We start from the raw sequence: 13,551 nt of genomic DNA on the forward strand, positions 1-13,551 counted from the left end.
GGGGTTTGAGGTCCAATGGGGCGAAAACCTACGCTAAGCGATAGGAAACCAAATTCAAATTTTTTTTAAACAATGAGTTGTGCTGTTACCATAAGACGCTAATTGTGACTGCCACCGACCTTTATTATGCTTCGGTGACAGTTCATTCATAGGTTATCCCACTTGAGACTCTCGATAATTATTCTTTATGAAGCTATGAAAAAATTTACCGTGCGATTCTGCTCCATCAAATTCATACCAACATGTAATAGGAAAATCATGGTAATTCCATACTGCACCACTATTGAATTCAATCTCTAATGTAGAAATAGATTCGTCGTACCCAATACTACGAATCATGCTTGATGAAATACTTCTTCGTTCCATTTTACACTCCTTTGGTTATATTTTCTGTTCACGTATTTTAGTTACAACAATTTTATAATTATCAGCATCGAAAGAAAATGCTTTTGTCCAACATTCAATTAACTTTGGATCTTCACTTGTAGGTCTTGGGTGATTCAATTTCAATCGAACTCTAGATGGAATTTTTATAGCCTCACCTGAAATAACTGCCTCACCTATACGCAAAGATGAAAGAAGATCCATAAGACTATTTAGATTATCGGGGGCTGATGATTTCACTATGGATTGATCACTTGAATTGGTAAGCCTAAGAGCTATCAACGTGCCAATTTGGGAAATTATAGTCTCTGACAACTCTGAGGGGCGTTGAGAAATGACTAGCGCTCCTACGCCAAATTTTCTCCCTTCTTTAAATATTTTCTCAACTGCGGCTTTTGAATAATTACTCTTGTCATTTTTCCCTAAATACGTATGAGCTTCCTCAAATGCTAAGAGTATTGGCCTTTGCTTACCGGTATATGACTCTTTACGCCCCCAGAACATGCTGTCGTAAACAAATCTTGTAATCAAGCCTATGGTTATATCTAACACCTCAAATGGTACACCGCTAAGATCTAGTATTGTTAATCGCTGCTCACAGCCTATCCAGTCAGCTAGTAAATCATGCAAATCTTTTTCAGAATCTGCTGTTTTGTAATCACCTGGATTGAACAGAAAATCGTATCGGGTATCTCTGAGTCGAGAAAGTAATTTTTTTTCATAAGAAAAATACTCTGCGTGTTGAGATTTATATGGAGCTGTATTTCCCATTACATATGCTTCAAAGGTTGCCGGAGTCAATGTTTCTGCATCCCCAGCAGCCAGTTCATTTGCTGTATCTCTAGTTTGTTCATCTTTCTTTGCAGAAGAAAATGATGCATTAAGTAACCAATTCATCTCATACCATAGCTGCCTAGCGCTAAAAGGAATAGGTGAGTCGGCTGTGATAAGATTTTCATTAACAATCCCAGCTTTTAAATTTAAGTTTTCTTTCTTAAGCTTTGTTACAAGATCTCTCAGTAAACGATATTCTATTCTTTGTTCATCGCGATGATCAGCACCTACAAGAAAATAGGCAAGTTCTTCAAAGGTCATAAGCCAAAATGGTATCACCAATGGGGATGCTACTTCATTAATTCGAAGTACTTTGGCATCAGGAAATGCAGAAGCATATTCACCGTGTGGGTCAACCAATATAATTCTTGAACCAACGTAACCATGTAGAATAGATTTCAAAATACTGACGGTAGTATTGGATTTCCCGCTACCTGTTGAGCCTAAAATACCACAGTGACGTAAAATTAAGTTATGAGTATCTACATGAACACCTAAATTTTCAGATGAAGAATGTTTTCCAATTTCAATGGAACCGGCATCCTTTTCACCATAAATTGCAAATAAGTCGTGTTCGATTACAAGGTGTACTTCATCACCTATTGTAGGATAAGTACCCACTCCTTTTTCAAACTCACTGTCACCTATTTTTTCGCCAATCAGTTGTACTGAAAGAAATTTTGAGCTTACTCTATACTCATCATCGCTACTATCTGTGAACGGTCTGTCACTTACCGCAGCAACGATAGCGTAGATAGTAATATTTCCCATTGGCATTTTTACAAATGTGCCGATCTGGCCAATTTTATACAATCGTCCATTTATTATTGGCGCAGCGGAAGGTATTTCTGATGAAACTTCTACCTCTACAGTACTGGAATCCACACGAATAACCTTTCCTAAATATGTAGAATCAGTCTTCATTTATAGATACCTCAATCTCACTACTACGACCAGAATTACCAACTAAGAACTCAACCAAATAATTAAAATCACCAAGCAAGAATTTTTCACCTTCAGCATTCCAAAAACTATCACATTTTTCTTTGTTTTTTAGCTCGGATTGGTCAAAGGACCATTTCCCTAATGTTCCGTTTATAATCGCAGTTGTTGGTCCGAATACAGATAGATTTAGATATCCTGCCGAAAGGGAATGCAATTTTTTAACTTCACTGTCTGCATAAAAAAAGACTACAACACTAAGCCTGTTGTTTTGCCTCAAGCAATTAAAAATAATTTCATTTATATGCTGATCTAAAAATGAGTATCCGGTGAAAATGAATAGAAGCTCACCATTTAGTAAATAGTTTTTAAGGCGGTCGAAGTAAACTAAAAAAGGTTGTCTACGAGATAGATCATATTTTTCTTTTGATGGGTAAATGACTATCTCATTTTTCTCTTCTTCAATTTTATCTACTTTCCCAAGGCGTATAACTTTATGCGACTTCAGATTCTCTCTTTTTTTCCAAAACCAACTAAGAGAACCATGTATCTTCCATAATCGAATCCAGTTCTGAGTTAGATCATTTCTACGAACAAGTGTTTCGACACTTTCTTGCCAAAAAAATGGTTCATAAGAACCAACGAAACCGTCAAAATACGGCGCACGAATTGCTTCAAGAGATTTTTCTATTACCAGATCATAATTTGTAGTAAAAATCTCTTTCGAAAAATCTCTGTTTTGCATGTTTAACCACGCAAAAAATTTCTTTGGAGCAGTCAGATTAGCACTAACTTCTTTCTCCGTGATTAGATTATAAATATTTTTGCAAATTTCAATATCCAGATCACACGCGCTTATGCCAGAAACCCCGAGGAATTCTCTATCAGGCCTTTCTTCAGTTATTTCGCGAATCCGTCTTATCTGATTAAGAATATCTTCAATGCTAATTGTTTCATCAGGCTTCGATAAGTCTGTTTTAATAACATTAAAATAATCCAACAATGATCCGGTTAATGCACTTTCGACTTGAATAGTCAATTGAGATATATTTGGCAAGCCTAAAGCACAGGAGGTACCAGCCCCCATAAAGAAACCAATATTTTTAGCGTAGGATAGTTGACTTTTTAGCTCACGAATTTCTTTAAGTAGGTTTATTTCTTCCATAGCTTTTAATTCCCTATCATAATTTGTTGTATGACTTGATCTCTGCTTAGAATAATTCTTTTTAAATCATGGTTAATATTATCTTTATGATGATTTCTGATTGTTTTCCGATTTTTTTAACCGAAAATAAGTAGCCCGAGAAACCCCTGTCTTTTCTAGAATTATTTTTTCTGATAGCTTCTGATTGATAAGTTGTCTGACAAGTGCTGCTTTCGAGTGCGGTTTCCGTCCAAATTTGACACCGGATGCCATAGCAACAATTCTGCCATCATTAGTGCGTTCCAGAATACGTTCTCGTTCTGCTTCTGCAACAGCCGCCAAAATTTGAATCACCATTTTCCCCATAGTTCCTTCTGTACTTAGTCCGTTCTCCAGAAAACGAATGGCTATTCCCTTTTTATAGCAAGCATCAACAATGTGGATCATGTCTACGGTATTGCGGCCAAGCCGATCCATTTTGGTACAAATAATGATGTCATCCTTTTCTGCACGGGCAAGCAGCCGTTGTAACCCTTCGCGCTCATCCGTGGCTCCTGACATCATATCAGTAAAAATCCGGTCATCTCTGACACCTACAGATTTCAGCTCCGTAATCTGTACCGTCAGTTTCTGATGGCTGGTTGATACTCTTGCATATCCCAGTAATGCCATATTGGTCTCACAAATCGATATTGATACTGCGTAGTATCATAAAGTATAAATCGCGATTTTTGATACTCATGTTTGAAATCGTTTTGAGTGGTCTCAAAACTTATAACATTTGAGATAGTTAAAAATAGACCTAAGTCATAGTTACGCAAGGAGTGCTGGATGCCTATCGATTTTTTGACTGAAGAGCAGAAGCAAAATTATGGGCGTTATGCGGCAGAGCCGAACGAGGTACAACTTTCCCGTTATTTTATTCTGGATGAAAATGACCTGATATTCATCGCACAAAGGCGCGGGGACCAAAACCGTCTTGGTATAGCCCTTCAACTAACATCCGTCCGATTTTTAGGAGCGTTCCTGCCTGATTTGGCTCTGGTTCCGCACAATGTACAAACCTTTGTTGCCACGCAGCTTTCAATCAGTCGGACTGATATTCTGGCTGAATACGCAAAACGAGAACCAACCCGCTGGGAGCATTATGCTCAAATCAAAAAATATTATCACTATCATGAGTTCGGGGAGTTTCCGTGGACATTCAGATTGAACCGGTTGCTGTATACCCGAGCCTGGATTAGCAATGAACGCCCCAGCCTGATGTTCGATTTCGCCACCGCATGGCTGGTACAGCATAAAATTTTATTACCAGGAACCACAACACTCTCCAGAGTGATCACCGAAATCCGCGAACGAGCAGCAAACCGTCTTTGGCAAAGATTACTGGCATTGCCCAATGATGAACAGAAACGACAACTGGATGAATTACTGAGCTTTAGTGAAGGTCAGAGAGTATCCATGTTCGAGCAACTGAAAAAAGGTCCTGTGACAGTCAGTAGTCCTGCATTTAACGATGCACTTGATCGTTATAACAAATTGCACCAACTGGGTTTTCAGCAACTTGATTTTACAGGCCTTCCACCGGCTCAGCTAAAAAGTCTTGCTCGCTATGCCAATGTAACCTCGGTAAAAAAGATAGTTCGTATCCCCATGAAGAAACGTACAGCGATACTTATTGCCTTTGTTAAATCATTGGAGGTCATTGCGCTGGATGAAGCCATCGATGTTTTGGATATGCTAATCACTAATATTGCGGGAGAGGCTAAAAAAGCAGGGCAAAAGAAGCGGTTGAGGACGTTGAAGGATTTGGACCGCTCTTCGTTGATACTGGCAAAAGCCTGTGCACTCCTGCTGGATGAGGTAACTGATGATTCCCACCTCCGAAAATCAATTTTTTCCTGCATTTCCAAAGAAAGACTGGCTGAGTCGGTAAAAATGGTCAATGAGTTGGCCCGACCGGCAGACAATAATTTCCAAGATGAAATGATTGAACAATATGGGCGCGTTCGCCGTTTTCTACCCAGAGTTCTTCGGGAATTAACTTTTCTGGCCGCCCCGGCGGGAGAACATACTCTGGCAGCTTTTAACTATTTATCGTCGCTAGGCGCTTCAAGAAAGCACATCCTTGACGATGCTCCAAAAAATATTATTACCGGCCCCTGGAAGCGTTTGGTTTTTGACGAAGAAGGCCGAGTAAGACGGCCTGGCTATTCACTATGTCTACTTGAGCGGTTTCAGGATGCATTAAGGCGGCGGGATATTTATCTTGAGAATAGCGATCGTTGGGGAGATCCACGGTCAAAGCTATTACAAGGGACAGAATGGCAAGCTCAACGCGTCTCTGTCTGTCGAGCATTAGGCCACCCTGTCAATGCTCAGCAGGCAACAGAAAAGCTTGCTCAGCAGTTAGATTTTGCCTGGAAAGCGGTAGCTGATAGCTTTGATGATAATGCGTCAGTCCATATCGAATACGGGGGGAAACATCCTACGTTGACTATCAGCAGCCTAGAGAAACTGGATGAATCACCAAGTCTGATAGCTCTCAACAGACAAGTCAGAGGTCTTTTACCTTTGGTGGATCTGACTGAGCTCTTACTGGAAATCAATGCCCATACAGGATTTGCCGAAGAATTTACTCATGTCAGCGAGTCTAATGCGCGAGCGAAAGATCTGCATATCAGCATTTGTGCTGTATTACTGGCAGAAGCCTGCAACATTGGCTTTGAACCATTAATTAAGCACAATATTCCATCATTAACCCGGCATCGTCTTAGTTGGGTGAAACAAAATTATTTTCGGTCAGAAACCCTTATCAAAGCGAATGCTCGCCTGGTTGATTACCAGGCTACGCTCAGTCTCGCTCAGCGATGGGGTGGTGGAGAGGTCGCATCTGCTGATGGTATGCGTTTTGTTACGCCAGTAAAAACGATTAACGCCGGACCCAATAGAAAATACTTTGGCTCTGATCGTGGAATTACCTGGTACAACTTTATCTCCGATCAGTTTTCTGGTTTTCACGGCATTGTTGTCCCAGGTACGTTGAGAGACTCAATCTTTGTTCTGGAGGGTTTACTTGAACAGCAAACGGGGTTAAATCCACAGGAAATTATGACTGATACAGCAGGTGCCAGTGATTTGATATTCGGTCTGTTCTGGTTGTTGGGATACCAGTTTTCCCCACGTCTGGCGGATGCCGGAGATGCCGTTTTCTGGCGAGTGGATAAAAATGCGAATTACGGCCCTCTCGATGAATTGGCCCGTGGTTGCATCAATCTAGCACTGATTGAGGCTAACTGGGACGATATGATGCGGATTGCGGGTTCTCTTAAATTGGGAACTGTACAAGCATCAGAGCTAATCCGTAGTTTATTGAAGAGCACGCGCCCGTCTAGTTTGGCGCAGGCCATCATTGAAGCTGGGCGAATAAATAAAACGCTATACCTGCTGAATTATATTGATGATGAAGATTATCGTCGCCGAATACTAACGCAACTAAACCGGGGTGAAGGGAGACACAGTGTGGCTCGCGCCATTTGCCATGGTCAACGTGGTGAAATCAGAAAACGCTATCGCGAAGGGCAAGAGGATCAACTTGGATCATTGGGACTGGTAACAAATACTGTTGTTTTATGGAATACGCTGTATATGCAGGAAGCCCTTGGACATATTAATACAGATAGCCAGCCTACTGAAATTAACGAAGAAGATATATCCAGATTATCACCGCTGATGCACGGTCATATCAATATGTTAGGGCATTACTCATTCACCTTGTCTGAAAACGTGATGAATGGTGAATTAAGGCCTTTAAATCAACATGTTAATGAATATGTAGACTCTTAGCGAATGGAAGGGACTTCCCCTGGATATGCACCTGATTAACTTTCGTGCAATCATGGGGTAAATATTGACCCAGAGAGATTCGTTATGACCATCACTACTGTCGGTATCGATCTTGCTAAAAATGTGTTTGCAGTTCACTGCGTTGACCAAAATGGTAAAGCAGTTCTGGTTAAACCCAAGGTGTCACGTGCAGCACTTCCTGAACTCATCGCAGGTTTACCTCCCTGTGTAATTGGAATGGAAGCCTGCTCGGGTGCCCACTATTGGGCAAGATTATTCAGGCAGTATGGCCATGATGTCCGGTTGATGGCCCCAAAATTTGTCTCACCCTATCGCATGGCGGGTAAGACCGGGAAAAATGATGCAGCTGATGCAATAGCTATTTGTGAGGCTGTGCAGCGGCCGCATATGCGCTTTGTACCCGTCAAAGACGAAAGTCAGCAGGCAATGCAGTGCTTGCATCGGACAAGGCAGGGATTTATCCAGGAAAGAACGGCAACGTATAACCGTCTTCGGGGTCTGGTATCCGAATTTGGGATTATCGCCCCACAAAGCACTGATGCTCTACGTCATATTGTTTCTGACCAGAGGGAAACTCTGCCAGTACAGGTCAGGCTTTGCATTGATGATCTATTGGCTCATATAACTAATATTGAAGAAAAAATCGCCGAATATGACAGGGTATTATCTCGTGTGGCCAAAACAGACCATCGCAGCCAGCAGTTAATGGAACTGAAAGGTATTGGCCCCACAACAGCGAGCGCACTGGTCGCCAGTATTGGCAACGCACATGATTTTAAAAACGGGCGCCAACTGGCAGCCTGGCTGGGGTTAACGCCATCGCAATACAGCAGTGGTGGAAAATCAAAGCTTGGCAGAATAACGAAAGCCGGTGATTCATATCTGAGAACGCTGCTGGTACAGGGAGCTCGTTCTGTGATGATAGGGGCAGAGAATAGAACGGACTCGTTTAGCCGTTGGGTCTGCTCGTTGATTGGCAGGCGGGGATACTGGCGTGCTGTCGTTGCAATCGCTGCCAAGAATGCGAGGTTGTGCTGGGCATCATTACATTACGGCGATGACTTCAAACTGTATTCGGCAACATGAAAAATTTAACTGTGTAGTAACTGAACTGCAACTCGTTGATGGTAAAGGGTTAGACCCCCGTGAGAAGTATCTGCATATCCTACTGGATATCCCTATCCGATTAGCGAAGGAGGATCTCACGAGCGTCTTTCATCAGGGTCCGAATCAATAGAGATTCAACGTGACCGTTTATAGTAGCGCAGTCTTATCCCTTGCCCTTCATTGATGAACAGACAGAAATTAAAAACCGGCGTTGACTGTTCGGGGAAGCCCTTATAGTAGGTTTTCGCCCCATTGGACCTCAAACCCCAGGACCGGTAGCTGGGAGGCAATTGAGGCCTTCGAACTGGCAATGTCGTTCATTCCTATGCCCGCTGCCACGGTCGCTATCAGCAGTAGCGGCACCCAAATCCATGCGGCATTGGCCAGTGACAGTAACGATCCGTCAGCTTGTGGTACGCCCTGCACGCCCAGGAAGGTAAAAATGGGGAGAAAGATCACCAGCGGCGCGATCAACTGCATCACGCTGACACCGAGGTTGCCGAGGCCACCGTTAATGCCTAGTGCGCTGCCTTGCTTCGCTTTGGGGAAGAAAAAACTGATATTGCCCATGCTGGAGGCAAAGTTAGCGCCAGCAAACCCACACATCAGCGCAATGATAATAAATACGCCAAACGGAGTAGCGGTATTTTGCACGGCAAAACCGAGCCAGACGCAGGGAATAACCAGAATGACGGTGCTAAAAATGGTCCAACGGCGCCCCCCAAATATAGGTACCATAAAGGAGTAGGGAACGCGCAATATTGCACCAGAAAGAGAAGGTAATGCCGTTAATAAAAACAGTTGATCGGTGGTAAAATTAAAACCAATTTTATTCAGATTGACAGCAACAGCGCTGAACAACATCCAGACGCAAAACGCAAGCAGCAAGCAACTCACTGATATCCAGAGGTTTCTTCGGGCAATGTGCTTACCTTTGTTTTCCCAAAAGGCAGGATTTTCGGGTTTCCAGTCAGTTAAAAGATAACGATTATTTTTCTCATTTGATGCTGACATATTATTCTCCATGCACATGCCGTTCATGAAAAAGAAATAAACGCATACAGCGCCGCGCGAGTTCTTTTAGAAACTATTGAAAAGTTTTGGGAATATTGACTGAAAGAATAGATAAAAAAGCGCAATAACGCGGCGTGATGAGGGAATTACACGTTGCTTAAGTGTTACCAATTGTAAATATAAAAGATGTATTATTAATTCATCTATAACATCAATTAACTAACTCTAACGTAATCATACGATCCAGGTGGCGTTCGAATGCAGGATCGGCCATTTCTTCAATGCCTAATACATAGATGCCATCCAGACCGCATACCAACGCAATTAAACGCCACGCCACATCGGCAGCATCCGGGCCTGGAGAAAACTCACCGGCATTCTGTCCCTGAGAGATGATAGCGGCGGTTTCTTCGTGCCACATCCGCATGGTCAGCAGGTAAGCGCTTTTGATTTCCGGATCTTTATCCGCCAGAACCTGCGCTTCACGCCATAGTTTTATATAGGGTTCGAACCCGCCATCTTCGCTGCCCAGCATGGCATGCAGCCGTTCACGGAAGCTGGCGTTTGCGCTGACCAGTTCGGCATCCAGAAGAGTACGGATCAGTTGCACAAAAGCGAGGGATTTTAACTCGCCGGCAGACGTAAAGTGATGATGCACCTGGCCGGTTGACACCTGAGCTTCCGTGGCAATACGCCGCACCGTCATGGCGGTAAATCCTTCCTCAAGCGCGACGCGCATTGCCGCCTGCAGAATCACTTCCCGACGTTCATCCCGATTTAGATAGCTCATCGTTCCTCCCATATCCGTTTAGCACGCAGTCTAACAAAAAGTTGGACATACGTTCAAATTTCCGTAGGATCGCCGAACCTGGACGTGTGTCCAGTTTCAGTTTTGAAGGGAGTTTTATGTTTCGTCAGTGGTTAACGTTAGTGATTATTGTGCTGGTCTACATCCCTGTTGCGATTGATGCAACGGTGCTGCACGTTGCCGCGCCCACGCTGAGTATGACGCTGGGCGCCAGTGGCAACGAGCTGCTGTGGATCATTGATATTTATTCCCTGGTAATGGCCGGTATGGTATTGCCAATGGGCGCGCTGGGCGATCGCATCGGCTTTAAACGCCTGCTGCTGTTAGGTGGAGGCTTGTTTGGTCTGGCATCACTGGCGGCCGCTTTTGCTCATAGCGCCAGTTGGCTGATTGTCACCCGGGCCGTGTTGGCGATTGGCGCGGCGATGATTGTGCCGGCAACGCTTGCGGGGATTCGCGCCACGTTCGCTGAGCAACGGCATCGTAATATGGCGCTCGGCGTCTGGGCCGCGGTTGGTTCCGGCGGTGCGGCGTTTGGCCCACTGGTTGGCGGGATGCTACTGGAGCACTTCTACTGGGGATCAGTATTCTTAATTAATGTACCGATTGTCCTGGTGGTAATGGCCTTAACCGCACGCTTAGTGCCGCGTCAGGCTGGACGTCGCGATCAATCGTTAAATTTTGGTCATGCGATAATGCTGATTGTTGCCATTCTGCTGCTGGTTTACAGCGCCAAAACCGCACTGAAAGGGCATACGGCGACCGTTGCCATCGCCCTGACGCTGTTAACCGGCGCTTTGCTGTTGTGGCAGTTTGTCCGCATCCAGCTTGCGGCAGCCCGCCCGATGATTGATATGCGGTTGTTCACGCATCGCATAATCTTAAGTGGCGTAGTGATGGCGATGACCGCGATGATAACGCTGGTGGGTTTCGAGTTACTGATGGCTCAGGAGCTACAGTTTGTCCACGGCTTAACACCGTATCAGGCAGGGTTGTTCATGCTGCCGGTGATGCTGGCAAGTGGTTTCAGCGGACCGATTGCCGGTATGTTGGTTTCACGTCTGGGATTACGTTGTGTGGCGACTGCGGGTATGGCGCTGAGCGCTGTTAGCTTTTACGGCCTGGCGATGACGGATTTCAGTAGTCAACAGGTACAAGCCTGGATTTTGATGGCTTTGCTCGGCTTCAGCGCCGCCAGTGCGCTTCTGGCTTCAACAGCGGCTATCATGGCAGCAGCACCTGCGGAAAAAGCCGCGGCCGCGGGTGCCATCGAGACAATGGCTTATGAACTGGGAGCCGGACTTGGGATCGCTATCTTTGGTTTGCTGTTGAGCCGTAGCTTTTCTGCATCGATTCTGCCGCCAGCCGGACTTAATCCGCAGGAAATGGAACGTGCCTCATCGTCAATGGGGGAGGCGGTACAACTGGCGCACTCGCTCCCGTCGTCACTGAGTGAGGCATTGCTGACGGCTGCCAGAGAAGCGTTCACCTGGTCACATAGCGTGGCCTTAAGCAGCGCCGGCAGCATGCTTATCGTATTAGCGATAGGAATGTGGTTCAGTCTGGCAAAGGTACAACGTTAATAACTAGTGAGCTAAATGACAGGGGTAATCCATCTCTTCGACTTCTTTCCCACTCAGTCGAGCGTATTGCCCCGTCAATCTCCAGAACGCAGGCTGTGTTTCCGTATAGATTTCTGCTGCTAATATCAGGCGGCGGCGATCTACCTCATTAAGCTCCAGAAGTGTCCACGGAATAAAGTAGCGATCGCTGTCCGTCAACGTAAACCACAGTGGGCATCCGCAGCCGGAACAGAAGAACCGTTCACCACGATTTGAGGAAGGAAAGTGCGAAGGTTCTACCGATTCTGGTGACATCAGCGGGTGAGCGCTGGCTTCCAGATACATGGCGATGCCGCCAGACCATTTCTGACACAGCGTACAATGGCAGGCATAGACATCCAGCATTTCGACGTCGACGGTAAAATGACTCTGTCCGCAAAGACAACGACCAGTGAATGTCTGCACGGCATACTCCTTATGACCGAGTCTACATCAAGAGAAAAAGCCAGCCCTTGAAGGACTGGCTTTGTATTCTGACTACAACAAAATTAGAACTGGTAGTTCAGACCAACAGCCACGATGTTGTCAGTTGACACTTTCGCTGCATTGGTGAAGTTGTTGTCATCCAGCAGGTTGATTTTGTAATCAACGAAGGTGGACATGTTTTTGTTGAAGTAGTAAGTAGCACCCAGGTCTACGTATTCAACCAGATCCTGGTCGCCGTAACCGTTGATGTCTTTACCTTTGGATTTCAGGTAAGCAACGGACGGACGCAGACCGAAGTCGAACTGGTACTGAGCAACTACTTCAAAGTTTTGTGCTTTATCTGCAATACCAGTAACACCGGAGCCACCATAGGTGGTCATGTTGCGGGTTTCAGAGTAGGTGGTTGCCAGGTAGATGTTGTTCGCATCATATTTCAGACCAGCGGCCCATACTTCAGCGTTTTTACCGGAAGCCATGAAACCGCCGTTACCGACAGACTGTTTGTCGGTACGGTCAGATTTCGCATAGGTAGCACCTACGCCAAAGCCTTCATACTCATAAGTGGTAGACAGACCGAAGCCGTCACCGTTAGCTTCTTTCAGGTTGTCACGGTCATTTTTGCCCTGGTACTGAGCAGCAAAGTTCAGACCTTCAACCAGACCGAAGAAGTCGGTGTTACGGTAGGTTGCAACGCCAGTAGTACGGCCAGTCATGAATACGTCAGTCTGGGTCCAGGTATCACCACCGAACTCAGGCAGGACGTCGGTCCATGCGCCGATGTCGTAGGCCACGCCGTAGTTACGACCGTAGTCGAAAGAACCGTATTCAGCGAATTTCAGACCAGCGAATGCCAGACGAGTTTTGTCTGCTTCAGAGCCCTGGGATTCAGAACGGTTGCCTTTGAATTCATATTCCCACTGACCAAAACCAACCAGCTGGTCATTGATCTGAGTTTCACCTTTGAAGCCCAGACGCGCGTAGGTTTTGTCGCCATCGCTGCCGTTGTCGTCAGAGAAGTAGTGCTGAGCGTGAACTTTTCCGTAGATATCCAGTTTGTTTGCGTCTTTGTTATATACCTCAGCTGCGTTTACCGCACCTGCCGCCAACAGGCTAGTCACTGCCACTGCAACTAATTTAAGTTTCATTCTAAATAATCCTTATAATTTTTTCTTGGTGTGTTTCCTAAACCATTGCTAAACGAAGGGGTTCGTCAATGGCAAACTATTTTTAAATGACGCAGTGGTATAAGTTCAATAATAAGTTTCATAATATTGCGAAATATTTGAAGTTGTGTGATCCAGATCTACATAATATGGTTGATTGTATTAATCTTTATATGTGACAAATCTGAATGGGTATATTTACGTAGGGGACTATTGTCAGGGCTATGATTTAAATGGCGT

General features: G+C 44.9%; 10 protein-coding genes and 1 pseudogene. 3 read left to right on the forward strand and 8 right to left on the reverse strand.

Going from position 1 to position 13,551, the window contains the following annotated elements; all coding sequences use genetic code 11:
* Positions 1-153 precede the first annotated feature (153 nt).
* From SK39_RS25175 to SK39_RS00015, 4 genes are all read right to left on the reverse strand, one after another.
* On the reverse strand, positions 154-366 hold the full coding sequence (locus tag SK39_RS25175; RefSeq protein ID WP_075261940.1) for a KTSC domain-containing protein: 213 nt from the start codon (positions 364-366) through the stop codon (positions 154-156).
* 15 nt (positions 367-381) lie between these two features.
* On the reverse strand, positions 382-2,142 hold the full coding sequence (locus SK39_RS00005) for an ATP-binding protein (RefSeq protein WP_046051737.1): 1,761 nt from the start codon (positions 2,140-2,142) through the stop codon (positions 382-384).
* A complete protein-coding gene (locus SK39_RS00010) occupies positions 2,132-3,325 on the reverse strand; it encodes an SIR2 family protein (protein WP_048216464.1) in 1,194 nt (397 codons plus the stop codon). The genes SK39_RS00005 and SK39_RS00010 overlap by 11 nt, the downstream gene beginning before the upstream one ends.
* 84 nt (positions 3,326-3,409) lie before the next feature.
* Positions 3,410-3,976 (reverse strand): recombinase family protein, encoded by a 567-nt coding sequence (locus SK39_RS00015; protein WP_046051739.1) that lies wholly within the window; start codon positions 3,974-3,976, stop codon positions 3,410-3,412.
* 159 nt (positions 3,977-4,135) lie between these two features.
* Here SK39_RS00015 and SK39_RS00020 point away from each other — a divergent pair, with 159 nt between their 5' ends.
* Positions 4,136-7,150 carry a Tn3 family transposase gene (locus SK39_RS00020; protein ID WP_046051740.1) on the forward strand — a complete coding sequence of 1,005 codons (3,015 nt, stop codon included), beginning with the start codon at positions 4,136-4,138 and terminating at the stop codon, positions 7,148-7,150.
* Positions 7,151-7,234: 84 nt separating this feature from the next.
* Positions 7,235-8,257 (forward strand): IS110 family RNA-guided transposase, encoded by a 1,023-nt coding sequence (locus SK39_RS00025; protein ID WP_009652586.1) that lies wholly within the window; start codon positions 7,235-7,237, stop codon positions 8,255-8,257.
* Between the two features lie 288 nt (positions 8,258-8,545).
* Here SK39_RS00025 and SK39_RS00030 read toward each other — a convergent pair.
* Together SK39_RS00030 and SK39_RS00035 are read right to left on the reverse strand one after the other, a co-directional pair.
* Positions 8,546-9,292: pseudogene (locus tag SK39_RS00030) on the reverse strand (MFS transporter); the annotation flags it as partial.
* A 211-nt stretch (positions 9,293-9,503) separates the two neighbouring features.
* Positions 9,504-10,082: a TetR family transcriptional regulator gene (locus SK39_RS00035; protein ID WP_016150258.1), complete on the reverse strand. Its 579-nt coding sequence runs from the start codon at positions 10,080-10,082 to the stop codon at positions 9,504-9,506.
* A 116-nt stretch (positions 10,083-10,198) separates the two neighbouring features.
* On the opposite strand from SK39_RS00035, the gene SK39_RS00040 reads away from it, so the two are divergent.
* Positions 10,199-11,683, forward strand: coding sequence for an MFS transporter (locus SK39_RS00040; protein ID WP_003836218.1), 1,485 nt, complete (start codon positions 10,199-10,201; stop codon positions 11,681-11,683).
* Between the two features lie 3 nt (positions 11,684-11,686).
* On the opposite strand, the gene SK39_RS00045 is transcribed toward SK39_RS00040, so the two are convergent.
* On the reverse strand, positions 11,687-12,127 hold the full coding sequence (locus tag SK39_RS00045) for a GFA family protein (RefSeq protein ID WP_003836219.1): 441 nt from the start codon (positions 12,125-12,127) through the stop codon (positions 11,687-11,689).
* Between the two features lie 83 nt (positions 12,128-12,210).
* Positions 12,211-13,293: a porin OmpD gene (gene ompD, locus SK39_RS00050; protein ID WP_003836220.1), complete on the reverse strand. Its 1,083-nt coding sequence runs from the start codon at positions 13,291-13,293 to the stop codon at positions 12,211-12,213.
* Between the last annotated feature and the right edge of the window lie 258 nt (positions 13,294-13,551).

This window comes from Citrobacter sp. BIDMC107, assembly GCF_001037575.1.
In the GTDB taxonomy this organism is placed as follows: domain Bacteria; phylum Pseudomonadota; class Gammaproteobacteria; order Enterobacterales; family Enterobacteriaceae; genus Citrobacter; species Citrobacter freundii.

Excerpts from the sequence above, each read along its gene's own strand:
- SK39_RS00040 (WP_003836218.1), top strand. The coding sequence starts at position 10,199 with ATGTTTCGTCAGTGGTTAACGTTAGTGATTATTGTGCTGGTCTACATC.
- SK39_RS00025 (WP_009652586.1), top strand. The coding sequence starts at position 7,235 with ATGACCATCACTACTGTCGGTATCGATCTTGCTAAAAATGTGTTTGCA.
- SK39_RS00015 (WP_046051739.1), bottom strand. The coding sequence starts at position 3,976 with ATGGCATTACTGGGATATGCAAGAGTATCAACCAGCCATCAGAAACTG.
- SK39_RS25175 (WP_075261940.1), bottom strand. The coding sequence starts at position 366 with ATGGAACGAAGAAGTATTTCATCAAGCATGATTCGTAGTATTGGGTAC.
- SK39_RS00010 (WP_048216464.1), bottom strand. The coding sequence starts at position 3,325 with ATGGAAGAAATAAACCTACTTAAAGAAATTCGTGAGCTAAAAAGTCAA.
- ompD (WP_003836220.1), bottom strand. The coding sequence starts at position 13,293 with ATGAAACTTAAATTAGTTGCAGTGGCAGTGACTAGCCTGTTGGCGGCA.
- SK39_RS00035 (WP_016150258.1), bottom strand. The coding sequence starts at position 10,082 with ATGAGCTATCTAAATCGGGATGAACGTCGGGAAGTGATTCTGCAGGCG.
- SK39_RS00020 (WP_046051740.1), top strand. The coding sequence starts at position 4,136 with ATGCCTATCGATTTTTTGACTGAAGAGCAGAAGCAAAATTATGGGCGT.
- SK39_RS00005 (WP_046051737.1), bottom strand. The coding sequence starts at position 2,142 with ATGAAGACTGATTCTACATATTTAGGAAAGGTTATTCGTGTGGATTCC.